General features: G+C 71.9%; 16 protein-coding genes. 7 read left to right on the top strand and 9 right to left on the bottom strand.

The features are described from left to right. Window positions 1–528: 528 nt before the first annotated feature. The 3 genes from JJV70_RS10405 to JJV70_RS10400 form a co-directional block, all read right to left on the bottom strand. Window positions 529–948 carry an Imm10 family immunity protein gene (locus JJV70_RS10405; RefSeq protein ID WP_219047538.1) on the bottom strand — a complete coding sequence of 140 codons (420 nt, stop codon included), beginning with the start codon at window positions 946–948 and terminating at the stop codon, window positions 529–531. Further along, complete coding sequence (locus JJV70_RS23480; RefSeq protein ID WP_374227277.1) at window positions 945–3,212, bottom strand: RHS repeat-associated core domain-containing protein; 2,268 nt, start codon at window positions 3,210–3,212, stop codon at window positions 945–947. Before JJV70_RS23480 ends, JJV70_RS10405 begins: the two co-directional genes overlap by 4 nt. Window positions 3,213–3,495: 283 nt before the next feature. Continuing rightward, entirely contained in the window at window positions 3,496–8,514 is a 5,019-nt protein-coding gene (locus JJV70_RS10400; RefSeq protein WP_374227276.1) for a hypothetical protein, read from the bottom strand. On the opposite strand from JJV70_RS10400, the gene JJV70_RS10395 reads away from it, so the two are divergent. Beyond that, window positions 8,480–10,291 (top strand): hypothetical protein, encoded by a 1,812-nt coding sequence (locus tag JJV70_RS10395; protein ID WP_257573697.1) that lies wholly within the window; start codon window positions 8,480–8,482, stop codon window positions 10,289–10,291. The genes JJV70_RS10400 and JJV70_RS10395 overlap by 35 nt on opposite strands. A gap of 194 nt (window positions 10,292–10,485) precedes the next feature. On the opposite strand, the gene JJV70_RS10390 is transcribed toward JJV70_RS10395, so the two are convergent. The 3 genes from JJV70_RS10390 to JJV70_RS10380 are packed head-to-tail and all read right to left on the bottom strand — an operon-like array spanning window position 10,486 to window position 13,430. Continuing rightward, the gene (locus JJV70_RS10390; RefSeq protein ID WP_219047536.1) at window positions 10,486–11,730 is read right to left on the bottom strand and encodes a cytochrome P450; all 1,245 of its coding nucleotides are present in this window, start codon (window positions 11,728–11,730) and stop codon (window positions 10,486–10,488) included. 36 nt (window positions 11,731–11,766) lie between these two features. After that, complete coding sequence (locus tag JJV70_RS10385) at window positions 11,767–13,107, bottom strand: NAD(P)/FAD-dependent oxidoreductase (RefSeq protein ID WP_219047535.1); 1,341 nt, start codon at window positions 13,105–13,107, stop codon at window positions 11,767–11,769. Continuing rightward, the gene (locus tag JJV70_RS10380; protein WP_219047534.1) at window positions 13,107–13,430 is read right to left on the bottom strand and encodes a 2Fe-2S iron-sulfur cluster-binding protein; all 324 of its coding nucleotides are present in this window, start codon (window positions 13,428–13,430) and stop codon (window positions 13,107–13,109) included. The genes JJV70_RS10385 and JJV70_RS10380 overlap by 1 nt, the downstream gene beginning before the upstream one ends. Window positions 13,431–13,644: 214 nt before the next feature. On the opposite strand from JJV70_RS10380, the gene JJV70_RS10375 reads away from it, so the two are divergent. After that, on the top strand, window positions 13,645–15,186 hold the full coding sequence (locus JJV70_RS10375; RefSeq protein WP_219047533.1) for an alpha/beta fold hydrolase: 1,542 nt from the start codon (window positions 13,645–13,647) through the stop codon (window positions 15,184–15,186). 75 nt (window positions 15,187–15,261) lie between these two features. Here JJV70_RS10375 and JJV70_RS10370 read toward each other — a convergent pair whose 3' ends face one another. After that, on the bottom strand, window positions 15,262–15,885 hold the full coding sequence (locus tag JJV70_RS10370; RefSeq protein ID WP_219047532.1) for a hypothetical protein: 624 nt from the start codon (window positions 15,883–15,885) through the stop codon (window positions 15,262–15,264). Window positions 15,886–16,234: 349 nt separating this feature from the next. Here JJV70_RS10370 and JJV70_RS10365 point away from each other — a divergent pair, with 349 nt between their 5' ends. From JJV70_RS10365 to JJV70_RS10355, 3 genes are all read left to right on the top strand, one after another. After that, complete coding sequence (locus JJV70_RS10365; RefSeq protein WP_257573696.1) at window positions 16,235–17,305, top strand: ornithine cyclodeaminase family protein; 1,071 nt, start codon at window positions 16,235–16,237, stop codon at window positions 17,303–17,305. Next, on the top strand, window positions 17,302–19,407 hold the full coding sequence (locus tag JJV70_RS10360) for an amino acid adenylation domain-containing protein (RefSeq protein WP_219047531.1): 2,106 nt from the start codon (window positions 17,302–17,304) through the stop codon (window positions 19,405–19,407). Before JJV70_RS10365 ends, JJV70_RS10360 begins: the two co-directional genes overlap by 4 nt. A 64-nt stretch (window positions 19,408–19,471) precedes the next feature. Then, on the top strand, window positions 19,472–20,509 hold the full coding sequence (locus JJV70_RS10355; RefSeq protein ID WP_219047530.1) for a ketoacyl-ACP synthase III family protein: 1,038 nt from the start codon (window positions 19,472–19,474) through the stop codon (window positions 20,507–20,509). A gap of 189 nt (window positions 20,510–20,698) precedes the next feature. On the opposite strand, the gene JJV70_RS10350 is transcribed toward JJV70_RS10355, so the two are convergent. Continuing rightward, a complete protein-coding gene (locus JJV70_RS10350) occupies window positions 20,699–21,814 on the bottom strand; it encodes a winged helix DNA-binding domain-containing protein (protein ID WP_219047529.1) in 1,116 nt (371 codons plus the stop codon). 108 nt (window positions 21,815–21,922) lie between these two features. Beyond that, entirely contained in the window at window positions 21,923–23,092 is a 1,170-nt protein-coding gene (locus tag JJV70_RS10345) for an epoxide hydrolase family protein (protein ID WP_219047528.1), read from the bottom strand. 174 nt (window positions 23,093–23,266) lie between these two features. Here JJV70_RS10345 and JJV70_RS10340 point away from each other — a divergent pair, with 174 nt between their 5' ends. Both JJV70_RS10340 and JJV70_RS10335 read left to right on the top strand, forming a co-directional pair. Beyond that, complete coding sequence (locus JJV70_RS10340) at window positions 23,267–24,358, top strand: CaiB/BaiF CoA-transferase family protein (RefSeq protein ID WP_219047527.1); 1,092 nt, start codon at window positions 23,267–23,269, stop codon at window positions 24,356–24,358. Window positions 24,359–24,405: 47 nt separating this feature from the next. Continuing rightward, window positions 24,406–26,217 carry an MFS transporter gene (locus JJV70_RS10335; RefSeq protein ID WP_219047526.1) on the top strand — a complete coding sequence of 604 codons (1,812 nt, stop codon included), beginning with the start codon at window positions 24,406–24,408 and terminating at the stop codon, window positions 26,215–26,217. The last annotated feature ends 46 nt before the right edge of the window (window positions 26,218–26,263 follow it).

Genomic DNA, 26,263 nt, shown 5'->3' with positions numbered 1-26,263 from the left:
GTCCCGCCCCGACCCATCAACTCGTCATGCTCATGACCTAAACGCCCGCACCTTCACACCCCCCGCCCCCGCCGTCAACGCCCCGCGCACACCCCGGGCGATACCACCCCCCGATCCCCCACCCCCAATACCCCGCCCCACCTCGCAGCCAGGGGCCAGTCGGACACATCCGCGAGCCCCGAACGGCCTGCGAGCCGCGAGGCCCATCGCCACCGCTGCCCCGCCTGCCGATACACCCCCGACCACAGACCCGCACGAGGCGTTGAAGCGCTGCTGCTCGGAAGAAATGAGCTCCGTGCGCCTGGACGACACCTTGATCGCCACCGACCGTCCCGCCGGGGCCACACCTCAGCAACGTCCTCCGCTCGGCGGAGGGCGGCCTCAGCCCGCCCTCCGCAGCCGCCGTCCGGTGACGTTGCCGTCAAACGCCATATGGGTCCCGCCCGAAAAGACTTCCGGGCGGGACCCATATGTATTGATCTGAGCAGCCGGCGTTAGCGTATAGCGCCAAATTCGCTCATCTGGCGGCTACTCGGAAGCGTTCAACCCGATCAGTTCTGGCCGCTTCTCGGGTGCGCCCCATTTCAGTATATCACTCAACTTTGTGGATAGGTTCGGGATATCGACTCCAGGATCATGCAGATCCACTTCCACGGCAGTTGGGATTTCAAGAATATTTGCGTCTTCAGCTGTGAAAGTTAGGGTCAACAACGAGCCGCTAATATGCACCCGCCGCAGGCACCCGTAAACCGTGAAACCTTGTTCGTTCGAGACGGCGTAGGAGTCCATTCCAGACTGCACTTCCTGTTCGTCAGGCTCATAGGTGGATCGCTGGATTGAGAATGATCTCTGAACGCCAGCCTCGTCGATCCCACTCACCCCTACCTCAAGGATCTCCTCGTCCTCGTAGTCCTGAAAGAACCCGACCTCGGTGGCAGTCAGTCTCATCGTTTGCCCCTTGCCCTCCATGTTCCGGCGCCCTTGACCCCGTCCCATATATACGTAACTGACACTCCCAATTCTCTGACCATGCGGTTCATCGCCCCCTTGCACCTTGGACAGGGCGGAAGTTGGCCTCGCATGGTCACCGCGTCCCCGGGACTCAAGGGGTGTTTGCCAGCGGATGGATCGTTGGGAAGTGAGACCTTCGGTCCTGTGGAGGCGCCTGCCATACGCGAGAACCGGTGCTCCGTGTGCGTGAAAGCGACATTATTGGGATAGCCGAGAGCAGCCTCCTCCGGAGTCATGTCACCGCTCTCCAGCGTCACGTCGACACGCGTGCTCCCATCAGGAGCGGTCGCGGTGATATCGCACATGTGACCGCCGCCGCCGGTGTTGTGCGACAGGACCGGCGTGGACCCTGCCACCACATAGTACGTGTGGAGGTTGCTGACGGTGAGGTTGTGGACGCCTGCTTGTTGGGTGGTCCAGCGTTTGACGGCGGTGATCTGGACGTGGGTGCCGGCGCTGGTGCGGAGCCACTGGCCGGGTTGGAGGTCGGTGGCGCCGATCCAGGCGTCGAGCTCGGGGACCCAGAAGGGGTGGCCGTCGGTTGAGGTGACCTGGGCGGTCTTGGTGCCCTGGTCACCGTCGGTGTCGATCGTGACCTTGACCAGGTGCTTGAGGCCCTGGCCGGTGATCTCGGCGGTGACCGTCTCCACCCGGGTTTCACCCGTGCGGGGGTCGGTGGCGATGACCTTGTCGCCGGTCTTCACGTCCTTGATCGGCTTGGTGGAGCCGTCGGCCATGAGGACCTTGGTGTCGGGGGTGAAGCTGTTGCAGGTGCCCCCGGACTCGGGTGCCTCATCCACCTTGCCGGAGCCGCCGCTGCCGCTGGTGCCACCCTTGCTGCGGGAGGAGGCGCCGGAGGAGCCGCCGGGCTTGGACGTGGACTTCGTTCCGCTGCTGGCCCTTTTGGTGCCGTGGGTCTTGGCGACGGAGGAAGCGCGCGGGTTGGACTTGGCCTGAGCCTTCTTCTGGACCGTGTTTCCGGTCTTCTTGGTGGTGTTGACGGCCTTGTTGCTGGTGGTTTGGGCTTTTTCTGCTGCTTTCTTCTTTGCGGCTTGTGCGGCCTTCTTGGCCTTGGCTATCGCCGCCTTCTTGGATTTCAGCGCCTTGGCCAGGGCGGCGTTGGCGACGGCGAGAGTTTTCTTGGCTGCGGCCACCGCCGTTCTCCACGCCAGGATGGCGTCGACCGTGCGGCCGATTGCCTTGAGGGCAGAGGGAATTTTCGTCACCTTGCCCAACGGGATTGCCCCGATGATGAGGCTTCCGCAGCCCCACAGGTCTCCCTGGAAACAGTTCACGGCGTCGTTGATGCCGATGAACTCCTTCAGGGTTCCCCAGGCGGCACCACGGATCACCGAGACGATGCTCCGGTTCTTGTCGGCCGTGGCCTGGGCGACGGCCGCGGCGGAGAGGCCCGCGCCCGCGAGGGCGGCGGCGCGCTCGGAGGCGGTCAGGCTGACGGCCAGGCCGGTCGGGTCGGAGAGGGTGACCGGGTTGTTGTGGGCGTAGGCGTAGCCGTTGGACTGCAACGGGTCGGCCAGGTCGAGCAGCGGGTCGGCGGACAGGAAGCGTCCGACGGCCGGGTCGTACAGGCGGGCGCCGAGGGGGGTGTAGCCGGAGGCGTTGTCCTCGGTGGCGCCCAGGAACCCGGTGTGGGTGGTGAGGCCAGCGCCTACCGTGTCGGTGCCGCGCTGGTTGCCGAACGGGTCCTGCTTGCGGACGCGTACGGCCATGTCGCCGGTGAGGTGGACCTCCGCGTAGGGGCTGCCCTGGTGGTCGCTGGCCAGTGCGACCACGCGTTCCGAGCCGGTGCCGTAGAGGGAGCGCAGTACCGTGCCGCCGGATGCGGCGTAGGTGCGCTGGGTGCTGACGACGTCGCCACCCTTGCGGACGGTGACCTCGGCCTCGCCCAGGTGCAGCGTGGCTTGCTGCTGCTGGACGGTCAGGAGCCGCGATCCGTCCGGCCCGTAGATGTGCCGGGTCTCGTTCTGCGGTTCCCACCGCTGCGCGGTCGCGGCGCTGCCGCAGCCTGTCAGTACGACGGGTGTGCTGTTGGCCGTGGAGCTGTTCCGCACGGCCAGGCACAGGCCGGAGGAGCGGTGCTTGAGCTGTCCCGTGGTGGTGCGCCGGATCTGCTGGTTGGCTGAGCCGTCGCACTTCTGGAGGCCCAGGGCCGCCCCCGCCTTCCCGGAGGCGGGCTCCACGCACTGCTCATCGAAGATCGTCAGCGCGCCCAGGTCTGCGTCGCTCTGGTGGGGCGCTGGGTCGAAGGTCCAGTTCTGCGCGGACGAGCCGTTGCAGGAGTACAGCTGGACGGGCTGCCCCGCCTTGACGATGGCGCCCTTGAGGTCGAGGCATTTGCCGCCCAGGCCCACGTAGGGCGTCTTGCCGTTGCTGCCCTGGCCGGTGATGCGCTCGATCTTGCCGTCGTAGGTCCAGGTGAGGTCCTGGCTGTCGCCGTTGTCGATGGAGGTGACGGACTTGGTTTCACCCGTCAGCTCGTACAGCCGCTCGGCCTCGGCGGTCACCTGGGCGCCGGCCGGGGTGGTGTACGCCTTCTTCACCTTGGTGAGGGTGTGCGGCTGGCTGCCGTCGGCCTTGCCGTAGGTGTAGGTGGTGGTGGCGTCCTTGGCGGTGTCGCCGCCGAGGTCCTTCTCCACCAGCGAGGTGCGGTTGCCGAGCAGGTCGTACTCGTACTCCTGCCAGTAGCCGGAGACGTCCGGGCCGCCGGTGACGTTGACGGTGCCGTCGGAGCTGATGGGCCCCTTGGCGCAGGAGGGCTGCTCGCTGGAGGTCCAGGCGTCGGTGAGCTGGCCGAGCGGGTCCGTGGCGGAAGCACTGCCGTTCCTCGATGCCCTTGGCCCGCTCGCGGATGGCGGTGACGTTGCCCGCGGGGTCGTACCAGTAGGAGCGGTGGGAGACGAGGTTGCCGCCGACGACGGCCTGGGAGCCGGTCTGCTCGCGGTAGACCATCTGGTCGGTGAGCGCGCCGCTGGCCTCGTCGTAGTTGGCCTGGGTCCACACCCGGTTGGGCTGCGGGCCGAGCGTGGCGCGCTGGACCTGCCCGTAGGGGGAGTAGACGACCTCGGAGCCGTACCAGTCCTTGCCGGAGACGGACAGTGGCAGGCCGTCCTCGTTGTAGCGGGTGACGAGCTTTTCGGCTTCGAGGTTCCCGGCGGCGGGAAGCGTGGCGGACTGCACCAGCCCGGTGTCGGTGTACTCGTAGCCGTAGGTGTAGGAGCTCTTGAGACCCCAGGTGGTCGCGACGGTGTGCGGCAGGGTGAGGGTCGTGGAGGTGGGGGCGTAGTCGTCGGTGTAGCCGTCCACCTTCATCGTGTACGGCTGGCCGTCGGTGTAGCGCGTGGCGGTGGAGGGCAGGCCCTTGCCGCCGGCCGCCGCGTCGTAGCCGTACGCCGCCAGCAGGGTGCCGGTGGAGTTGTCCAGCCGCTGCTGGGTGGGGCGGGAGAGCACGTCGTACCCGGTCCACACCGTGATGCCGCGCGCGTTGGTGACCGTCACCGGCCGGTCGAGGTGGTCGTAGGTGGTGCGGGTGGTGCCGGTGTCCGGGTCGGTGGCCGTCTTCATCCGGCCGCGCCCGTCGTAGGTCCACGACCAGGGGTGGTCCGGGTCGGCGGAGTGGGTGGCCCGGGCGAGCTGTCCGCGCTTGTCGTAGCCGTACCGGAGGGAGGTGAACTTCTCGCGGTCGGTGTCGGTGAAGGTGTCCACGCGGGTGGTGCGGCCCAGGGCGTCGGAGAAGACGCGGTAGGACGCGCCGCCCTTGGGGTTGATCACCGTGGAGTGGTCGGCACCGTAGGTGTAGCGGGTGGCCCGCTCGGGGGTGTCGGAGCCCCGCAGGACGGGCATCTCCGTCAGCACCCGGCCCAGGCCGTCGTAGGTGTAGCGGGTGGCGTTGGGTACGGCCGTGTCGGCGAGCGGGGTGAACAGCTCGCCTTCGGGCTTGCCTTCGGTGAAGTAGGCGTTGTTGGTCTGCCACACCTCACCGGAGGTGTTGTACAGCGTGTCCGTGATCAGGCGCCCGTCGCCGGTGGCCTGCTCCTGGCTCTGCCGCTCGCGGCCCATGCCGTCGTAGAGGGTGACGGACGTTTCCACGCGGTCGTCGTGGCCCCGGGTGCGGGTGGTGATGTACGGGGGCTTGCGGATCTGGGTAGCGGGATCGTAGTCGGGGGTGGTGTAGGTGGCCTGGAAGTCCGGCACCTTGTCATTCCCGGGGCTGCGTCCCGGCCCCCACGCCTCGGTCAGGCGGCCCAGCGGGTCGAACCTGATCAGGTGGGAGTGACCGTTGGTGTCGGTCCGCTTGAGGGTGGTGCCGCGGCCCGGGTCCAGTTCGCTGGTCTCGGTGTGCAGGAGGGGGTTGCGGTGGATGACCTTGTACGCCTGCCCGGTGGGCGGGTCGTAGGTGATGGTGGAGGACTTCTGGTCGGGGTCGGTCTGCTTGATGACGCGGCCGATGGCGTCGAAGGTGGCGCTGCCGTCCGTCTGGAAGCCGGAGCCGTCGGCCTTCAGCGACCAGGTCTTGCTGGGCAGGCCGCGGGTCGATCCGCTCAGCGCGGCGCCGTAGTCACCGCCGTCGTAGGCGGTGCGGCTGGCGGAGGCCAGGGTGCTGAGGTCGCTGAAGGTGGCCTTGGCGCAGGTCGTCGCGCTGGTGCGGACCTGCTTGGTCAGGCCGATGAGGTGTTTGCCCTGGTGGTGGACGTACTCCATCAGCGAGCAGGACTCGTCGCCGGTTTTGCCGGTGTCGCCGAGGAACTCCGTGCGGGTGGGCAGGCCGTAGACCGGCTCGTAGGTGGTCTTGGTCTCGACGGCGCGTTCGGTGCGCTGGTCGTCGCCGGTGCCGGAGGACTTGGTGTAGGAGACGCTGCGGGGCTCGGTCACCCGCCAGGCGCGCAGGTCGCTCAGGCCGTCGCCGCGCACTCGCTTGCCGAGTTGGGTGGCGTCGGGCTGGGTGATGGTGCGGGTCAGCCACTTGTCGTCGGCGTCGCTGGCCTCCGCGTAGGTGAGCTCCTCGGCGATGCGGCCCGCGAAGGGCTCCTCGTCCTTGGCGATTTCCTGCCCGGTGACCGACTTCACGGGCACGCTGGCGCCCATGCCCCGGAAGAAGCGGGTGACGGCCTTGGTGGGCTTGCTGCCGATGGCCGCGTCAGTGGTGCCGGTGAGGACGGTGACCTGTTCGAACCCGGCGAACTTGGAGTAGGTGCGCCGGGACTTCTTGGTGAACTCCTGCTCCGCGAGCCGCCAGCCGGCGTTCTGGTAGCCGTAGCGGGTGTGGGTGGAGAAGGCGCCGTCCACGTTGGGGAGTTCTTCGACGGAATCCACCACGTACTTGTGGAACCAGTCGATTTCTTCCGCCTCCGGGTCCGGATGCCAGAACACCGGGTAGCACAGGCGGTTGTTGGACTTCAGGGCCGCCTTATCCGACTTGCCGGGCAGCCCGGTACCGCTGGCGCACTCACCGGCGGGCTTGCGGTAGTTGATGACGGTCTCGCCGCCGTACTCGTTGATGACGCGCGCGATGCGCAGCCGGGAGAAGCCAGGACGCGGGTCATTGCTTCCCCGCATGACGCGGTTGGGCATGTCGTCGGCGTTGGACTCGAAGCGCACTGGGCTGAGCTTCGCGGTCTTGCCGTCCACCCCGTGCCCGGTGCGGCTGATCGACTCCAGCCACAGGGCGGTGTTGGGGCCCGTGCGCAACACCGGGAACTTCTGCTTGAGCTGGTAGGTATCGACGAGCTTCAGGCTCTCGGAGCCACGGACGCGCTGCGTCCTGGTCTCGACCTTGTCCAGCCGCTTGCGGGTCCAGAACGAGGGGCCCGCGTTCCAGCACTTCTGCTTGCCCGGCGCACAGCGCAGGTCGGCGGGGGTGTCGTACCAGATGCGGTACTTACCCGGGTCCTTGGCGCTGAAGTTCTCCTCCGAGCAGGTGACGCCGTCCTCGGCGTAGCATCGTTCGGCGACGGTGAAGGAGACCTGCGCCAGCGGCTTGGCGGAGAAGAGCGAGGAGGCGCGCTGCCCGTAGTCGATGCGGGTGAGGTAGCCGCCACGGTGGTAGGAGACGGGGGCCTTGAAGTTGAAGTTCTTGGCGTAGTAGTTGGTCTCGCGCTTCCACCACAGGGACATGGCGTTGCCGTGGACGTCTTCGACGTAGTCCAGGGACCAGCGCCAGCCCTGCGTGCACGAGGACTTGCCCCAGTTGCCTGCCTGGTAGCAGGGTTCGCCCGGGTGGTTGCCGTAGACCGGGACGGACAGGACGGAGTTGGTCACCGGGTCGCCCTCGGACCAGCCGGGCAGCCGGTGGCGCCCGAAGTGGTAGCGGGTGCCGTCGCGGGTGGTGACGACCCAGTACTCGCCGTCGGCGTCGCCGTTGCCGAGCTTGGTGTCCTTGCGCAGCTCGACCTTGGAGCCGTCACCGTTCGCTGTGAACCAGGTGCCCTTGTCCTTGTCCCAGACCAGTTCGGTGGTCATGCCGCCCAGGGAGAGGGTGGCGTTGTTCGAGCCCCAGCACAGGTCGGCCGTGCGGTGCTTGGCGTTGTTCGAGCCCGACTTCTTGGAGTCCTGGCGGCAGTTGGCATAGGTGCGGGAGATGGCGCCCGCGTTGTAGTCCCAGCCGTCGCCGATCCAGGACGCCTGGTTGTTGGTGGCGGAGGTGCGTCCGTCCACGGACTGCGAGGAGTAGCCCAGCGCGACCTTGGGCACCAGGCCGCCGGCCGTCTCGGGGACCTGCAAGGGGTAGGAGTAGGTGAAGGCGCCGGAGGAGGAGCCAGCGGCCCAGGAACCGGCGGACGACAGCGGGGTGGCGGTGTAGTCGCCGGACGCCGACGCGCCGGTGTCCAGCGCGCCGACGACGCCGGAGCCGGCCGAGGTCCCGGCGGCGGGCAGCGCCGCGGTGCGCACGGAGGCGCCCTCGGCCCGGGAGGCGAAACCGGCGTCCTCACCGAGCAACTGGCCCACCGGCACGGAGCCGGTGACGATGCGGCGGGTCGTGGTTCCCTCGGGGGCTTCGGCGCGGGTGGGGGCCTTGGCGGCGGGCACCAGCTCCACTTCGCTGGGCACCGGCTGGAAGGCGTCGCCGGCCGGGGTGCTCTCCTCGGCGGACAGAGACATGGTGCTCACGCCGCTGTCGGGGGCGCAGTCGCCGGAGTCGGGCGCGTCGTAGACGCAGTCCGGCAGGAGCATGAGGCCGAAGCGGTCGGCGGCCTGCGGACCGTAGAGGTCGGCGAAGGCGGTGTAGTCGACGCTGAGGTCCACCTGGGCGCCGGGGTCGGCGCTGGTGGGCGGCGTGATCTTCATGACCAGGCCGGATACGCCCGCGTCCTGGGAGGTCTCGGGCGCGGCGAGCCCCACCGTCCAGTCACCGGCGACATCGGCCGGGTCGGTGCCTTCGGGGACGCCGAGGGCGACGGGAAGGTCAGCGACGGGGACGGGGGAGCCGGGCTCGGCGTCCGTCAGATCGGCTGTGCCGCTGCCCTCTTTCCAGGGGGTGACGGCCACCTGGAACAAGCAACCCTCCTGGTCCACCCTGCAGGAGAAGAAGTCCTTCGCGCACGGCTACGGGTCGAGGTGCAAGGACGAGTACGTGTCCTTCAACGTCAAGGACGCCGCGCAGAAGGGCGCCAAGAACGGCTGGTCGAACATCACCCTGGGCCTGCGGGCGACCACCGAGACCAGCACCTACACCTGGCGCAAGTTCCGGGCCTCCACCGCGACCCTGACGGTGGACTACAACCGCAAGCCCAAGGAGCCCACCGACGGCACGATGACCCCGGGCGGCGCCTGCACCACCAGCGGACGCACCGTCGCCAAGACCAACCTCGTCATCTCCGCGAGGTCCAGCGATCCCGACGGCAACCTGAAGGGCCTGCGCTTCCGCTTCTGGAAGGCCGGTACGTCGGCCCCCAGCGGCACCCTTGACACCACGCTCAGCAGTGGCCGGGGTTCGATCACGATCCCCTCCACCACGCTGGCGGACAAGACCAGCTACTACTGGGATGTCCGGGCCGAGGACAGCGAGGGCGCTGTCTCCACGTTCTTCCCGCCGGGTACGAAGCCCTGCCGCATCACCATCGATGCCTCCGCGCCTCCGGCGCCGACGGTGGAGAGCGAGGTCTTCACGGCGGCCACCTCAGACGGCGCCACCTGGGCGAACATGACGTTCGGGGAGAGCGGATCGGCCACCTTCTCCTCCGCCGGAGCGACCAAGTTCAAGTACACCTTCTCCAGCCAGAGCTACAAGACGGTCACCGCCAGCTCCGGCAAGGCCACCGTCTCCAACCTCAAACCCCCGCACTCCGGCCCGATCTACCTGCACGTCTACGCCTACGACGCGGTCGGCAACCGCAGCGAGCGCACCGACTATCACTTCTACGTGCCGCCCCGCTCGGAGGCCGACGGCCCCGGTGACCTCGGCGGCGACGGACGCCCGGACCTGCTGACCATCTACCCCTCCGGCGAGCTGCGCGGTCTGCCCGGTCACCCCGAGGGCGAGCTGTACGGCACCATGGCCGCCTCCTACAACTCCAAGGGCACCCTCAACCAGCCCGGCCACTGGTACGACCCCGACACCGGCAAGGCCGCCCTGATCGCCAAGTACGCCGACACCTACCCCGGCGACGGTGCGACGGACCTGTTCGCCCGCACCCCCGACGGCGGCTTCTGGCTCTACCCCGGCGACGGTTACGGCAGCTTCAACGTGGACAAGCGCCTGCGGGTCCTGCTGCCCTCCAACGCCCCCGACCCGGCGGGGTGGACACAGATCAAGGCCGTGGGTGACGTGACCGGCGACAAGCTCCCCGACCTGGCGCTGCGCGCGGGGAAGGAGTACTGGATGCTCACCGGCTACACCGGAGCGAGCTTCCAGAAGGCGACGCTGATGCAGCACACCGCCTGGGCTACCCGGGAAGTCGTCAACGTGGCGGACATTGACCTGGACGGGACGCCCGACCTGCTGTGGCGCAACCTGGAGAACGGCAACATGTACCTGCGTCACGGCAAGCCGGGGGCGAAGGCGGGCAGCGTCGATCTGCAATCGCTCAGACTGTCCGTCAACTCCCGTGATGGAGACCAGAAATACGGCTCAAACTGGACGGCCACCAACATCACGGCCATCATCGCCATCCCTGACGTGAACGGGGACCGCATTCCGGACCTGTGGGCCCGCTCGGGGAAGGACGGCACGATGCGCGTCTACCACCCGTCGAAGACCAACACCAACGCCCACGTGAAGACGGTTCTCTCGGTGGACTGGTCGGGTATCAGGGCGTTCGGCTGACCCAGCCAGGCGCGGGGCACAGGCACGGGGGGTGGCACGACCGACGGTCGCGCCACCCCCCGTTGGGTTCCGCTCAGCTCCGGGAGCCGGTGCGGTCGGTGTCACCGGGGCAGATCGCGTTCGCCAGGTTCGGCTGGTGTCGCAGGCCTGGCCCGTGCTGGTGGCCGGCACACCGGTGGTCTGGGGGGCCGGGTTCACCAGGTGACGGGCAGCTCCCACAGGCCGTAGATGACCGCGCCCTCCTTGCGGGGGATGTCCGCGAAGGGGGTGGCCAGGCGCAGCGTCGGGATGCGTGCGAACAGCTTGCTCCACACGATCTGGAGTTCCAGCCGGGCCAGGTCCGCGCCGATGCAGTGGTGGACGCCGTGGCCGAACCCGAGGTGTTTGCGGCTGCCCCGGCTGATGTCCATTTTGTCGGGCTCGGGGAAGACCTCCGGGTCCCGGTTACCGGCCAGGCCCAGGCACAGGATGCCGTCTCCCGCGCGGATGACCTTGCCGCCGATCTCGATGTCCTCCAGCGCCACACGCGGGATGGCCGTGTCGCCGATGGTGGCGATCCGCACCAGTTCCTCGACCGCCGGTTTGACCAGCTCGGGGTCGGCCTTCAGCAGGGCGAGCTGGTCCGGGTTCTCCAGCAGGCAGGCGGTGCCCAGGGAGATCTGACTCGCGGTCGTCTCGTGGCCGCCGTTCATCAGCAGCCGCACCATGTTGAACAGGTCGCGGTCGGTGTACTCCTCGCCCGACGCGCGGTAGTCGGCCATCGCCCGGCTCAGCAGGTCCTCGCCCGGCTTCTCCTCCTTGATCCGGATCAGCTGCTCCACGTAGGCGTTGACCTCGACGATCGCCGCCTGGCGCTCCTCCGCCGTGCTGTGGCCGCCCAGCAGGGCGGTGCCGTGCTTGATGAAGAAGTCGTGCTCGTCCTGCGGGATGCCCAGCAGCTCGCAGATGACGGTCATCGGCACCGCGAGCGAGAAGACGCGGTGCATGTCCACCGGCGGCTCCATCTCCAGCATCCGGTCCAGGTGGTCGTCAACGATCTCCTCGATGCGCGGGCGCAGCCGTTGCACCTGGCGGTGGGTGAAGGTCAGCGCGGCCTTGCGGCGGGTGCTGGTGTGCTCGGCGCCGTCGTAGCCGATGAAGGAGGTCTCCGTGCGGAACTCCGGTGGCGCGATGAAGTAGAAGGGGAAGTTGGCGTGCTTGCGCGAGGCGCTCACGCGCGGGTCTGTCAGCAGCTCCCGGATGGTGTGGTAGCCGGTGACCGTCCATATCCGCAGGCCCGAGCCGCGCAGGGTGACCTGGGAGACGTCCTCCTCAACCATCTGCGCGTACTCCTTCGGCGTGCTGAACGGGCACGCCCGCGCGTAGGGGAAGACCGGCTGTTCGGGCTCGCCGGGGGCCTCGGCGGTGGTGGTGGTGGAGTCGGCGGTGCCGGTGCTCATGGCGGGATCTCCTTAGGACGGGTGGTGGAAGGTCGTTCAGACAGCCAGGTGCTGGTGGGTGCGCAGGTCGAAGTCCGGGCGGGCCACGTCCTCGGGGCGCGGTCCGGGGGCGCCCGAGGCCAGCAGCCGACGGGTGATCATGTGGTCGGCGGTCCGGTTCACCGATTCGGTGCCCACAAGCCGCCCCGCGCGGAAGCAGAAGACGGAGAACCGGCCGCCCGCCACGTCCCCGTGGACGAGGGTCTGGTCGTGGCCCGTGGTGAGGCCCGCGATCTGCACCCGCAGGCCGTACTGCTCGGTCCAGAACCAGGGCACCGCCCGGTAGGGTTCGGGCTCGCCGCACAGCCCGGCGGCCACGCAGCGGGCCTGGTCAGCGGCGTTCTGCACGGACTCCAGCCGGGTCATGCGTCCGGCCGAGTGGTTTGGGAAGCGGGCGCAGTCGCCCAGTGCGTAGACCGCGCGGTCGCTGGTGCGCAGCAGCGCGTCCACCAGGACGCCGTCGCCGACGCTCAGTCCGGCGTCGGCGGCGAGGCGGGTCTCCGGCAGCACGCCGATCCCGGCGACCACCACGTCCGCCGCGTACCGCTCGCCGCCCGCCAGCTCGAACGCCCCGACGCGGCCCGAGCCGGTGTCGCACAGCGCCACCACCTCACGCCCCGTCAGCACCCGGACACCGTGGGCTTGGTGGACGGCGGCGAGGTGGGCGGAGAGCCGGGGGCTGACGGACCGGGCCAGCAGCCGCTGTCCCGCCTCCACCACCGTGACGCGCCAGCCCAGCGCGTGGGCGGCGGCGGCGACCTCCAGGCCGACGAACCCGCCGCCGATGACCAGCAGGTCCCGGCCGCCGGGCCGCAGTGCGGCGGCGAGCGCGTCGGCGTCGGCCAGGCTGCGCAAGGACAGCACGCCGGGCAGCGTCGCGCCGGGGACGGCCAGCGGCCGGGGACGGGCTCCGGTGGCCAGGACCAGCCTGCCGTAGGGGAGTTCACGTCCCGAGTGCAGGGTGACCCGCTGGCGGTGCGGGTCGAGCGCGCGGGCGGGGTCGTCGGTGAGGAGGTCGATGCCGCGCTCGCCGTACCAGGCGGCTGGCCGGATCGGCAGCTCGCCGGGGGAGGTGGTGCCGGTCAGGTAGCCCTTGGACAGGGGCGGGCGCTGGTAGGGCGGCACGCCCTCCTTCCCGACCAGCGTGATCGGCCCCCCGTAGCCGCGCTCCCGCAGCTCGGTCGCGACGCCCGCCCCGGCGGGACCGGCCCCGACGATGACGACCGGCCCCGGGCCGGAACTGCCCGGCACCGGGCCGGAACTGCCCGGCACCGGGCCGGAACTGCCCGGCACCGGGCCGGAACCGGCCGGTCCCGGTGGGGCGGCTGGGGCGGGCATCAGAGCTGGCCCTCGGGCAGGTGGACGACCAGCCCGTCGAGCTCATCGGACACCGGGAGCTGGCAGCTCAGCCGGCTGGTCTCCCGGCGCGGGCTGTACGTGCCGTACAGCACGTCGTCCTCGACCGCGTCCATCCGGGGCAGCGGCACCTCGTTGTCGGGGCTGACGTAGACGTGGCAGGTGCCGCACTGCGCGGACCCGCCGCACTGCGCGACGATGCCGTCCACGCCGTGCAGTTTCGCGGCTCGCATGACGGTGTTGGGCGGGGTGACGTCAACCACCGTCTCCGCGCCGTCGGGGTGCTTGAAGGTGATCTTGGCCATCACGTCCCTCTCGTACGGTTTCGGCCGGTGGGTGTCCGCAGACGGTGGCAGCGGCACCTGGGCTGGTGGTGGAGCCGGTCTGGAGGGCCGACGCCGCCCCGCCCCGCCGGAGCGTGCTCCGGGCCGGGAGCCGCGCGGGGCACCGGCGGGTCCAGGCAGCTTCGAGAGCGCCGCCCGATACTGCGCGTCCGACTCGAACGGAGGTATACGTGTGATGACCACACAGACCGGTTCCGCGACGGCCGACGCGCTGACCGCCCTCAGCACCCAGCCGCTGCACTGGACCACCGACGCCGCGAGCGCGGGGGGCGGGCCACCGCTGGAACACGCCGTCCTGGAGGTCCCGCGCGACTACGCGGACCCGGCGGGGGAGCGGCTGACCCTCGCGGTGAGCCGACTGCGGGCCGCCGACCCGGCCCGGCGGCGCGGCGTGCTGCTGGCCGTCAACGGCGGCCCCGGCGGCGACTGGGGCCAGGGCGTCCGCATGCCCTCCCGGTTCGCGGGCACGCCGGTCCACGAGGTGTACGACGTCATCGGGTTCGACCCCCGGGGCACCGGAGCCTCCACCCCGCTGCACGCCGAGGTGGTGGCCGCCCGGGCGCCGTTCGACTCCCGTCCGGCTGACGACGCCTTCCCGCTCCTGGCCGAGGACATGCGGCGCCGGGAGGAGGGCTGCCGCCGGGGCGGCGGCACCCTGCGTCCCCACATCAGCACCCGCAACACCGCCCGCGACATGGACCTGCTGCGCGCGGTGCTCGGCGAGGAACGCGTCACCTTCGTCGGCTACGCCTACGGCGCCTACGTCGGTGCCGTGTTCGGCAGCATGTTCCCCGGCCGTCTGGACCGCAGCGTGCTCGACTCCTGCGTCGGACCGCACTGGACCTGGCGGGAGCAGTTCCTGCGGCAGGGTGACGCCGTGCTGCGCAACGTGCGGGCCTGGGCCGGGTGGACGGGCGCCCGGCACCGGCACTTCGGTCTCGGCCGCACCACCGCCGAGGTGCTGGAGACCGTGGAGGGCGTGGCCGCCGCGCTGGAGCAGGCGGCGGGCGACCACCGGCAGCGCACACTCTTCGACGGCGCCATGGGCACCCGCTCGACGGATCGCGGCCAGTGGGAGGAACTGGGGCTCCTGGTAGGCCGGTTGCGCTCGGCGGCGGCGGAGGGCGACGTGGACGCCGTGCGCGGGCTGCTGGCAGGCCAGACTGTCTGGCGGCCGGAGGACAACGCGGGCGAGCTGCGCATCGGGGTACTCGAAGCCATCACCCTGGAGCACGAGTGGCCCGGCGACCTGGAGACCTACTACGCGGACATGCGGGAGTTCCGCCGCCGCTTCCCCTACGGCTACGGGGTGCTGCGCGCCCAGCCGTGGGTAGGCGCGTTCCGGACCTTCGAACCGATGGAGCCGCCGACCCGGCTGGAACGGGCGGGCTACCCCGCCGGGGTCGTCGTCCAGGCCGACGGCGACCCGCTGGACCACTACGAGGGCGGAGCCGCGATGGCCGAACTGCTCGGCCACGCGCTGATCACGGTCGAGGACTCCGGCGAGCACGAGGTGTACGTGCTCGGCGGCAACCCGGCCGTGGACGAGCCGGTGCACCGCTACCTGGTGAGCGGGGAGCTGCCCGCGCCCGGACTCACCGTGCCCGGGGTGACCCCACGGCCCGGCGTCCCGGCCGACGACGAGCGCCCGGCCGACGACGAGCGCCCGGACGGCGAGCGCCCGGACGACGGCGAGCGCCCGGACGGCGAGCGCTGACCCTGTCGGGAGAGCGCTACGGCCGCCCCGCGCGAGCGGGGCGGCCGACCAGCGGGCGGCCTGCGACAGCCGGTGTCACGACGGGCTGTCGGACACCTTGACGGCCTTCGTGCTCACCGGAATGGGACCCAGCACGCCGCCGTCCAGGTCGTTCAGCACGAACGCGCTCGCTGTCGTGGTGAACGCCGAACGGCCCTTCAGCTTCCCCTGGTGGACGGCGTTGACCGTGCCCGTCGGCACGCCTGGGTCACCGGCCCCCGGGTCGGCGGGGGCGTCGGGGTGGGTCACGAAAAAACTGAACCGCCGACCCCGGTCCGCCGTCCAGTAGCCGCTGCCCGCGAAGGCCGGGTCGCCGCTGTCATGCGTGGAGTCGGTGGTGAGCGTGCGGTTGGGGTGGAAGTAGAAGCGGGTGACGGTGGTCACCGTGTCGTGGCCCAGGTCGATGGTCACGGTGAGATCCCAGGTGCCCGTCACGGCGGCGGCCGTGCGGTGCGCACCGTCGTGGGCGGCGGGCGTGCGGTGCGCACCGTCGTGGGCGGCGGCGGGAGCCGCGCCGGAGTGCGGGGCGGCGGGGACCGCGCCGGGACCCAGCAGCAGCACGAGCGCCGCCAGCAGGAGGCCGGTGACGTGGGCCAGCCGGTGCGGTGGGGCGCCTCGGCGCCCGGCGGAGCCGGTGGCGGAAGCGGTGGTGGGGCGCATGGGGTGTCCTCTCAGTCTGCGATGCGGCCTGCGACGCACTGCGCGATGCGGTCTGGGACGCGGCCTGCGATGCGGCCTGTGCTGCGTCCGGCCCGGCCGGTGCGGGGGTGCCGGGCGTGCCCGCGACCGGACGCGGCAGCCGGAGGGGGGACGTCCGCCGTCCGGCCGCGAGCACCGGCGCAGTAGAGCCGCGCCCGCTACAGGCGCGCTTGACGCGGCGGGCCGGGGCGGGCGAGCCCGGGGTGGGCGAGCCGCAGTGCAGCGGAGGCCGAGCGTCCTTCGAGGGCTTCCTTCCACCGTGAGGACGCCACCGCGCGGCGAAGGCCGCCAGAACTCAACGGGAGAGTCCATGGACACCCTGCTCCTGACCCAGCCGGACATCGTCCGGATGCTGCACGAGTACGGCCGGGACGAGCTGATGCGCCGCGTCATCGACCGGATCGCCGAAGGGCTGGCCGCCGTGCACACCGGTGCGGCCGAACTCAGTCCGCTGCGCGACGGCTTCAACCGGGCGGAACCGGTGCCCGGCATCATCGAGTGGATGCCGCACCGGGAGCCGGGGAACGGCGTCACCGTCAAGACCGTCGCCTACAGTCCCGGGAACCCCGGGCGCTACGGCCTGCCCACGATTCTCGGCACGGTAGCCCGCTACGACGACCTGACCGGCCGACTGCTGGCGGTGGCCGACGGGGTGCTGCTCACCGCGCTGCGCACCGGCGCCGTCACCGCCGTCGCCAGCCGTGCGCTGGCCCGCCCCGACAGCGCCACCGTCGGGCTGATCGGCACCGGGGCGCAGGCCGTCACCCAGCTCCACGCGCTGGCACTGGAGTTCCCGGTGCGTACGGTGCTCGCCCACGACCGTGACCCGGCCCACCTGGCGAGCTTCGCCCGGCGAGCCGCCTTCCTCGGCCTGGACGTCCGGCCCGCCGATCCCGCACACATCGCGCGGTCCTGCGACATCATCGTCACCGCCACCTCCACCGAGGTCGGCGCGGCGCCCGTCCTGCCCGACGTGCCGACCCGCGAGCACCTGCACGTCAACGCCATCGGTTCCGACCTCATCGGCAAGACCGAGCTGCCGCCCGGCCTGCTCCACCGCGCGCTGGTCGTCCCCGACCACCCGGAGCAGGCACGGCGCGAGGGCGAGTGCCAGCAGCTGACGGCCGACCACATCGGTCCGGAGCTGAGCCGGGTGTGCGCCGAGCCGGAGCGTTTCGCCGCCGCCCGGGAGCGGCTGACCGTCTTCGACTCGACCGGCATAGCGCTGGAGGACCACCTCGCGCTGGACGTGCTCACCGAGGCGGCGGTGGCGATCGGCGCGGGCACCCGGCTCGCGCTGGAGTACCACCCCAGCGACCTGCTTGACCCCTACTCCCCGTGCTCCGGAGCGGACCGCCGCCCGGGCGCGTTGCTGCCGTGAGCGTCCCGGCGCCGTTCGAGGACGCGGACGGCAGCTACCTGGTGCTCGCCGACGCGGCCGGACGGCACTCGCTGTGGCCTGTCACCGTCGCGGTACCGGCCGGGTGGGTTCCCGTCTTCGGCCCGGCCCCCCTGGCCGCCTGCACCGCGCACACCGCCCAGGCCCCGGCCGCCCCCGTCGCCCCGGACACCGCCGTCGCCCCGGACACCGCCGTCGCCCCCGTCGCGGTCGGGGGAAGCGCCGCCGCCCCGGACGGTCCCGGCCTGCCGGTGACCCTGTTCGAGGACCGGGTGCGGCGCTCCCCGCACGCCCCGGCGGTCGAGTTCGAGGACACCGCCCTGGACTTCGCCGAACTCGACGCGCGGGCCAACCGGCTGGCGCACCACCTGATCCGGCGCGGAGCCGGTCCCGGCCGGGTGACGGCCCTGGTCATGCCGCGCTCGGCGGAGCTGGTCGTCGCCCTGCTCGCCGTGCTCAAGGCCGGTGCCGCCTTCCTCCCGGTGGACCCGGAGTACCCGCCGGAGCGGATCGGCTACCTGCTGGCCGACGCGGACCCGGCGCTGGTCCTCACCGCGGGCGGCGTCCTGCCCCCGGCCGCCTCGGACCCGGGGCGCACCGTCAACCTGACCGCCCCCGGCGTGGGCCGGACCGTCGCCGCGCAGCCCGCCACGGTACCCGGCGACAGCGCGCGCACCGCCGCGCTGACCCCGGCCCACCCCGCCTACCTCGTCTACACCTCCGGCTCGACGGGGCGGCCCAAGGGCGTGGTGATGCCGGGACGCGGCCTGGCCAACCTGCTGCGCTGGCACGCGTCCACCCTGCCCGGCCAGCCCGGCGAACGCACCGCCCAGTTCACCGCGCTCGGGTTCGACTTCTGCGTGCAGGAGATCCTGGCCACCCTCGTCACCGGCCGGACGCTGGTGATCCCCGCCGACGCCCTGCGCCGCGACCTCACCGCGTTCACCGAGTGGCTGGACGAGCGCCGCATCCACGAGCTGTACGCGCCGACCGCCGTCATCGAGACCGTCTTCACCCTCGCGGCCGAGCGCGGCTCGGCGCTGCCCGCCCTGCGCCGCGTCCTCCAGGGCGGCGAGGCGCTGCGCACCGACGGCGCGATCCGCGCCTTCCGCCGCGACTGCCCGTTCCGCCTGGTCAACGTCTACGGTCCGGCCGAGACGCACGCTGCCACGGCACACGTCCTGCCCGCCGATCCCGGGGAGTGGCCCTCGGTGGTCCCGCTCGGGCGTCCGCTGGACCACGTGGGGCTGCGGGTGCTGGACGGGCGGCTGGAGCCGGTGGGCGCGGGGGAGAGCGGCGAGCTGTACGTCGCCGGGGCCCAGGTGGCCGACGGCTACTGGAACCGGCCCGAGCTCACGGCCGCTCGCTTCGTCGCCGACCCCTACGGCCCGCCGGGCACCCGGATGTACCGCACCGGCGACGTGGTGCGGCGGCTGCCCGGCGGCGGGCTGGAGTTCACCGGCCGGGCCGACGACCAGGTCAAGATCCGGGGCTTCAGGGTCGAGCCGGGGGAGCCGGAGGCGGCACTGCTGCGGCACCCGGCCGTCGCCCGGGCGGCCGTGGTGGTCCGGCGCGCGGACGCCGGGGGCCCGCGCCTGGTCGCCTACGCGGTGCTGGAAGGCGAGGCCACCCCGGGTGAACTGCGCGCGCACCTGGCGCGGTCGCTGCCCGAGCACCTGGTCCCGGCCGTGGTGGTACCGCTGCCGGTGTTCCCGCTCACCCCCAACGGCAAGGTGGACCGGGCGGCCCTGCCGGACCCCGGGACGCTGCCCGCCGCCGCGAGCGAAGCGCCCCTGCCGCGAGCGCCGCGCACGCCGGTAGAGGATGCGCTGTGCCGGATGTATGCGGAGGTGCTGGGCGTCGCGGTGGCCGGGGCGGAGGAGAGTTTTCTCGCGCTCGGCGGGCATTCGCTGCTGGCCGCCGCCCTGGTGGCGCGCATCCGGGCCGAGCTGGGGGTCAGGGTCCGGGTGGGGCAGGTCCTGCGGACCCCGCGGATCGCGGCCCTGGCCGGTCACATCGCCACCCTGCCGCCGTCCGCGCCGCCGGAGCCGTCGCCGTCCGCGCCGCCGGTGCCGGTCGGCTGAGCGCGGCCACCGGCCACTGGCCACCGGCCCCCTGACCCCGTACATCGCACGGAAAGGACGCGTCATGCGCTGGAACAACCTGTACGTCGCCGGACTCGGGGCGTGCTACCCGGACACCGTGGAGACTCCCGCCGACGCCATCGCGGCCGGCCGCTACACCGAGGCCGCGCGTGCGGTGGCCGGTTACCGCGAGGTCCGCACGGCGGGCCCGGGCCAGCCGGGTCCGGTGCTGGCCGCCGTAGCCGCGCGCCAGGCCGCCGAGCGCGCGGGCGTCACCGGCGAGGACGTCGATCTGGTGCTGCACGCCTACGTCGGCCACCAGGGGCTCGACTTCTGGACTCCGGCCAGCTTCGTACAGAACGAGAGCGTCGGCGGCACCGGCATCGCCGTCGAAGTCCGGCAGGGCTGCAACGGCGGCCTGGCGGCGCTGGAACTGGCCGCCTCCCACCTGAGCGCCCGGCCCGGGGCGTCCGCCGCGCTGGTCACGGCGGGTGACACCTTCCGGCTGCCGTACGTTGACCGCTGGTCCGCGGGGGATCAGGTGGTCTACGGCGACGGCGCGGCCGCACTCGTGCTCTCCCGCCAGGGCGGCTTCGCCCGGCTGCTGGCCACCGTCTCCGTCGCCGACCCGACGCTGGAGCCGATGGAGCGCGGCACGGGCGGCTGGGCCGACACGCCCTTCCCCGACGGCAAACCCATCGATCTCGGTGCGCGCAAGCGGGAGTTCCTCGCCGCCGACGAGGACGGCTACGACGAGGTGATCGAGAAGATCACCCGCAACGCGGTCACCGTGCTGGACCGGGCGCTGGCCGAGTCCGGCACCGACAAGGCCGGGCTCGCCCACTTCGTGCACCAGAACCTCCCCGAAACCATCGCGGGCTTCTCCGTCTACGGCCTGCTCGGCATGGACCGGGCCACGACCGTCTACGACTGGGGGCTGACGCGCGGCCAGATGGGAGCCGCCGACGAACTGGCCGGGCTCAACCAGCTGGTGGAGGCGGGCCGTCCCCAGCCCGGTGACCGGGTGGCCGTGATGGGCGTCGGCGCCGGATACGTCTGGACGGTGGCCGTCCTGGAGTTCCTCGACCTCCCGGCCTGGTGACCCAGCCGTACGGGCCGGGACCGGGCGGCTGCTCCGGTCCCGGCCCGTACGCGTGCCACCTACCTGCCAGGGTCTGCCGATACCTGTCGTGATCTGCCGGGAGGACCGGTCCGGGGCGATCTCTCTGAGACGATCAGCCCGGGACGACCGGTCCGGTACGACCGGTCCGGGACGACCGGTCCGGGACGATCAGTCCGGGGCGCCGATCCGCACCTCGTGCGTCGTGGCGCTCTCCGCCGCGAAGGCGAGCAGGTGGGTGCCCTCCTCCTCGACCGCCGCGCGTTCGGCCCGGGACAGCTGGCGGAAGGGAGACACCTCCAGCGTCGCCCGGCCCCGCTTCTCGGTGAGCTGCCACACGCCGCTGACGAAGCCGTCCACCAACACCGTCGCCCGCACCAGCCCGTTGCGTGTCAGCACCTCGCGGCGGGCCTGGGCCGAGATGATCCGGTCGCGTTCGGCGTGGCCGAGCAGGATGTTGTCGAACTCGGGCAGGAAGCGCACCGGTGCCGGACTGTCCGCGTCGGGCAGCGGGGCGTCCGGCACGTCGAACAGTTCGCGCCCGTCCTCGGAGCGGAACGTGCGCAGCCGTGGCCTGAGGGCTTTCACCACCGCGCTGAGCCGGGTGAGCCCCGACCAGTTCTGCACGTCCTTCACGCTCGCCGGTCCGAAGGCGGCGAGATACCGCAGGACGAGCCCTTCGGCGGCGGTGTCCGCCTCCAGCGGGCGTCCGAGCCACGCCTCGGCGGTGGTGTGCACAGCCTGGCCACTGCGCCCCCACACGGCGCGCGGCGGCACCTGGACCAGCGGCACCAGCGCCCGGACGGCGTTGGCCAGCGCGAACGGGTCGTGCTCCGGCCAGCGTTCGGCCAGCCGCGCGCCGAGCCCGCCCAGGGTCAGCGGCTCCTCCTCCACCAGCCGACGGCCCTCGGCGGCCACCTCGGCGGCGTCCACCCCGGCCAGCTGACGGCCGAAGGTGCTGCCCAGCGCCCGCTGCAACCCGGCCGCGAGCACCGGGCGCAGGGCCAGGCAGTCCGCCGCGCTGACCAGGTGGATCGTGCCGCGCATCAGCACCAGACGCACCGCCTGGCGGTCGGTGATCAGCGTGGCCAGGTCCTCCGGGCAAAAGCGGGCGAGCCGCGTCCACAGGCCGGTGTAGGGCGGCAGGGGTGCCTGCGCCTGCATGCCCACCAGGTGTTCCAGCGCCGCCAGCGCGGGCAGGTCCACCCGCCGCGTCAGCGCCTGCCGCTCCAGCAGCGCCCGGTTCAGCTGCCGCAGGGTCAGCACCCCGGTCGTCGTCCCGCTCACCGTTCGCGGCCTCCCGCCGTGTCGCCTGGCCCGGGCCTCCGTGCGGCCGGGGCTTTGGTCCGTGTACCCGCACAGTCTCCCCGCAGGGGCATCCGCTCGCCGCCCGCTTCAGCGCAGCGGCCGGAAGAACGTGCGCAGGTCGTCCAGGAGCAGGCCGGGCTGCTCCAGGGCGGGGAAGTGACCGCCGTGGTCGTGGTCGCGCCACTGGCGCAGGTCGGTGAACCGGTTCTCGATCCAGGGGCGCGGCATGCGGCCGTCCCGGGGGAAGTTGGACACCGCCGCCGGGACCTTCACCGGGGCGAGGGCCAGCTTGTTCTGGCTCTCCCAGTAGATCCGCGCCGAGGAGGCCGCCGTCGCGGACAGCCAGCTGACGGTCGCGGCGTCCAGCAGGCGGTCGCGGTCGATGACGCCGTGCGGGTCGCCGCCGTGGTCGCTCCAGGCCCGGTACTTCTCCGCCATCCAGGCCAGCTGGCCCGCGGGGGAGTCCGTCAGCGCGTAGCCGAGGGTCTGCGGCCGGGTCGCCTGGAGGACGGAGTAACCCCCCTCCTCCTGCTGGAACTTCTTCAGCGCCGCCAGCCCCGCGTAGTCCGCCTCGGAGAGGGCGGCTTCCTCCTGCGGCGGCCGGGCGAAGGGCATCGTCACGTGCAGGCCGACCAGCCGCCCGGTGTCCGTCTCGCCCATGATCGCGGTGATGAAGGAGCCCCAGTCCACGCCGTGCGCGGCGAAGCGTTCGTAGCCGAGCCGGCTCATCAGCTCCGGCAGCGCGGCGGCCATGCGCTCGGCCGTCCAGCCGGGGCTGGCTGGCTTGTCGCTGAAGCCGAAGCCGGGCAGCGACGGGCAGACGACGTGGAAGGCGTCGGCGGGGTCGGCCGGGTTCGTCAGCTCGGGCAGCAGGTCAAGGAACTCCACCACCGAGCCGGGCCAGCCGTGCGTGACCAGCAGCGGCAGCGCGTCCGGGTGCGGCGAGCGGGCGTGCAGCGCGTGCAGCCCCAGACCGTCGATGACCGTGCGGACCTGCGGCACCGCGTTCAGCCGCGCCTCGGTGGCCCGCCAGTCGTAGGTGTGCTGCCAGTAGTCGCACAGCTCCCGCAGGTAGGCCAGTGGCACCCCCTGCGACCAGTCCTGGACGGTCTCGGGCTCGGGCCAGCGGGTCCGGGCGAGCCGGTCGCGCAGGTCCGCCAGCGCCGCTTCGGGGAAGGCGACGCGGAAGGGAGCGACCTCCGTGGGGTCCGTGGTGTCCGTGGGGCTTGCGGGGTCCGGGGACGTGTCCGTGGGCATGGGCAACTCCTGCTCGGCCGACGGCGGTCCGCCGGGGCGCGGGTGGGTCGCGCCCAGGCTGCCGGGGGCCGCTCGAAGGCCGGTCGAGGTCACCGTCCGCCACCCCACGCGGGCTTCAACCCACCCCACGCGCGCTCAAGAGGACATCGACCGCCCGTCCCTACCTTCTCGCCCATGACCCTGACTGACGAGAGCCCGGCGCCCCCCGCGCCGGGCGGGGAGACCACGACACGGGCCGGACCGCTGCGCGGGGTGCGCATCGTGGAGCTGGCCGCGATCGGCCCCGCGCCCTTCGCCGGCATGGTGCTGGCCGACCTCGGCGCCGACGTGCTGCGCGTGGACCGCCCCGGCGCCCCGCGCGCGTTCGCCGCCTGGCACCGCGAACTGGACCGCGGGCGGCGCCGGGTGGAGCTGGACCTGAAGACACCCGGCGGGCGCGCGCGGCTGCTGGAACTCGCCGCCGGGGCCGACGTCCTGGTAGAGGGCTTCCGCCCCGGCGTCATGGAACGCCTCGGCGCCGGTCCCGGGGAGTGCCTGCGCCGCAACCCCGCCCTGGTCTACGCCCGCATGACGGGCTGGGGCCAGGACGGACCGCTGGCCCACAGCCCCGGGCACGACATCAACTACCTCGCGCTTTCCGGTGCCCTGCACGCCATCGGCCCGGCCGAAGGGCCTCCGCTGCCGCCCCTGAACCTGCTGGGCGACTTCGCGGGCGGTGGCATGTTCCTGGTCGCCGGGGTGCTGGCGGCGCTGCTGGAGCGCACCAGGACGGGCCTGGGCCAGGTGGTGGACGCCGCCATCGTGGACGGCACCGGGGCCCTGCTGGGCATGCTCACCGCCATGGCCGCCGCCGGACAGTGGCGGCCCGAGCGCGGCGCCAACCTGCTCGACGGCGGGGCGCCCTTCTACCGCTGCTACCGCTGCGCCGACGGCCGGTACGTCGCCGTCGGAGCCCTGGAGGACCGGTTCTACGCCGCGCTGCTCGACGGCCTCGGCCTGCGTCCCGCCGACCTGCCGGACCGCGACGACACCGCCAACTGGGCGATGCTGGCACAGAAGTTCGCCGACCGCTTCGCTACCCGCGAGCGGGACGAGTGGGCGGCCCGGTTCGCCCGCACCGACGCCTGCGTGACGCCGGTGCTCAGCGTCGCCGAGGCCGCCGAGCACCCGCATCAGCGGGCCAGGAACGCCGGTCCCGGCGTGCCCGCACCCCGCTTGAGCCGTACTCCACCGGGGCTCCACCACCCGGGGTCATCCTTCGGATGACGACGGGCGCAGGACCGGTCGAACCCACCCCTCAGAGAGGCTTCGTCATGACTATTACGTCCCACAACGTCCCGTCCGGGGAGACGGAGGTGAAGCTGGAGGAGACGGTACAGGCGGAGCAGCCGCCCAAGGAGAAGGAGACTTCGGCGGGGGGCGAAGGGCTCGACCCCAAGCGCTGGATCGCCCTGCTGGTGCTGCTCATCGCCGCCTTCATGGACATGCTGGACTCGACGGTGGCCAACGTCGCCGCCCCGTCCATGCAGCGCGACCTGGGCGCCGGTTACGCGGCCGTCCAGTGGATTCTGGTCGGCTACCAGGTCGCCTTCGCGATGATGCTCATCCTCGGCGGCCGGCTCGGAGACATCTTCGGGCGCAAGAAGGTCTTCCTCCTCGGCATGGCGGGCTTCACCCTCGTCTCCATCACCGCCGGACTCGCCCAGGAGCCCTGGCAGCTGGTGATCTCCCGGGTGCTCCAGGGCGCCTTCGCCGGGGTCATGGTCCCGCAGGTCCTCGCGATCATCCACGTCACCTTCCCCGACCGCGAGCGCGGCACCGCCTTCGCCCTCTACGGCGTGGTGGCGGGTCTGGCCGCCGCGCTCGGCCTGGCGGCCGGCGGTCTCCTCGTCCAGTGGAACCTCTTCAACCTCGACTGGCGGCTGGTCTTCCTCATCAACGCCCCCGTGGGCCTCGCCTGCCTGCTGATGGGGCCGAAAGTCATCCGCGAGTCCAAGGCTCCCCGGGCGCTGCGGCTCGACGTCATCGGCGTGGTGCTGGCCAGCGCCGTCATGCTGATGCTGCTCTACCCGCTGCTCCAGGGCCGGGAGCTGGGCTGGCCGGTGTGGGGCTACGTCCTGATGATCGCCGCCGTTCCCACCCTGGGCGGGTTCCTGCTCTGGCAGCGCCACAAGATCCGCACGGACGGCTCGCCGCTGGTCGAGCTGAACCTCTTCCGCACCCGCAGTTTCTCCTCCGGCCTGATCGTGCAGCTCGCCTTCTACATCGGCACCGGCATGTTCTTCCTCGGCTGGACCCTCTACATGCAGATCGGCCTCGGCTGGACCCCGATGCGCGCGGGCCTGACCAGCCTGCCCTTCTGCATCGGTGCCTTCCTCACCTCCTCGGCGGCGATGATCGCGCTCGTGCCCAAGTACGGCCGCAAGGTGCTCCAGTACGGCATCGTCATCGTCCTGCTCGGCCTCGGCGGGTACATCTGGGTCGCCGGTGAGTACGGCGCCGACATCACCTCCTGGCACCTCGCGCTGCCGCTGCTCTTTATCGGCATGGGCTTCGGCCTGGTCGCCGCGCCGCTCCCGGAGATCGTCACCTCCGAAACCCCGCACCAGGACGCCGGTTCGGCCTCCGGCATCGTCAACACCAACACCCAGCTCGGCTTCGCCATCGGCGGTGCGCTGGTCAGCGTCGTCTTCTTCGGCGGACTCGTCGGCAACACCACGGCCAGCGCGACGGCCCAGGCCGCCGAGCTGCGCCAGGAACTGGTGGCCACCGCCGGTGTCTCCGAGGACCGGGCGAACGAGATCGTCACCGCCTTCGGCGTCTGCCAGGCCGACCGGGCGGCCCAGAAGGACCACTCCGTCGTGCCGCCCAGCTGTGCCGAACCCGTCCTCCAGGGCGAGCCGGTGGCCGACGTGCTCGCCGAGGGTGCCCGGGACGTGACCGGCCGCGCCTTCGCCAGCAGCTTCCAGACCACCCTGTGGGTCTACGGCGCCATCGCCGTGCTGGCGTTCTTCCTGATGTTCACCATCCCCCGCCGACTGCGGGCGGAGGACTGGAACACCGAGGGGGAGGACGACGGCGACGCCGACCGCGCGCCGAGCGGCACGACCGCCTCCGCCAGCTGACCCCGGCACCCGGCGGCACCGCGCCACCCCGAGGGGGTACCGGAGC

Origin of the sequence: Streptomyces sp. JJ66, assembly GCF_019303495.1 — a bacterium.
Classification (GTDB): domain Bacteria; phylum Actinomycetota; class Actinomycetes; order Streptomycetales; family Streptomycetaceae; genus Streptomyces.
The sequence above is the reverse complement of the archived record's forward strand: the minus strand, read 5'-3'. Positions and strand labels throughout refer to the sequence as shown.

What these genes read in the sequence shown, in the direction of transcription:
- JJV70_RS10405 (WP_219047538.1), bottom strand. Translation starts at nt 948, where the DNA reads ATGAGACTGACTGCCACCGAGGTCGGGTTCTTTCAGGACTACGAGGAC.
- JJV70_RS10390 (WP_219047536.1), bottom strand. Translation starts at nt 11,730, where the DNA reads ATGAGCACCGGCACCGCCGACTCCACCACCACCACCGCCGAGGCCCCC.
- JJV70_RS10385 (WP_219047535.1), bottom strand. Translation starts at nt 13,107, where the DNA reads ATGCCCGCCCCAGCCGCCCCACCGGGACCGGCCGGTTCCGGCCCGGTG.
- JJV70_RS10380 (WP_219047534.1), bottom strand. Translation starts at nt 13,430, where the DNA reads ATGGCCAAGATCACCTTCAAGCACCCCGACGGCGCGGAGACGGTGGTT.
- JJV70_RS10375 (WP_219047533.1), top strand. Translation starts at nt 13,645, where the DNA reads ATGACCACACAGACCGGTTCCGCGACGGCCGACGCGCTGACCGCCCTC.
- JJV70_RS10370 (WP_219047532.1), bottom strand. Translation starts at nt 15,885, where the DNA reads ATGCGCCCCACCACCGCTTCCGCCACCGGCTCCGCCGGGCGCCGAGGC.
- JJV70_RS10365 (WP_257573696.1), top strand. Translation starts at nt 16,235, where the DNA reads ATGGACACCCTGCTCCTGACCCAGCCGGACATCGTCCGGATGCTGCAC.
- JJV70_RS10355 (WP_219047530.1), top strand. Translation starts at nt 19,472, where the DNA reads ATGCGCTGGAACAACCTGTACGTCGCCGGACTCGGGGCGTGCTACCCG.
- JJV70_RS10345 (WP_219047528.1), bottom strand. Translation starts at nt 23,092, where the DNA reads ATGCCCACGGACACGTCCCCGGACCCCGCAAGCCCCACGGACACCACG.
- JJV70_RS10340 (WP_219047527.1), top strand. Translation starts at nt 23,267, where the DNA reads ATGACCCTGACTGACGAGAGCCCGGCGCCCCCCGCGCCGGGCGGGGAG.
- JJV70_RS10335 (WP_219047526.1), top strand. Translation starts at nt 24,406, where the DNA reads ATGACTATTACGTCCCACAACGTCCCGTCCGGGGAGACGGAGGTGAAG.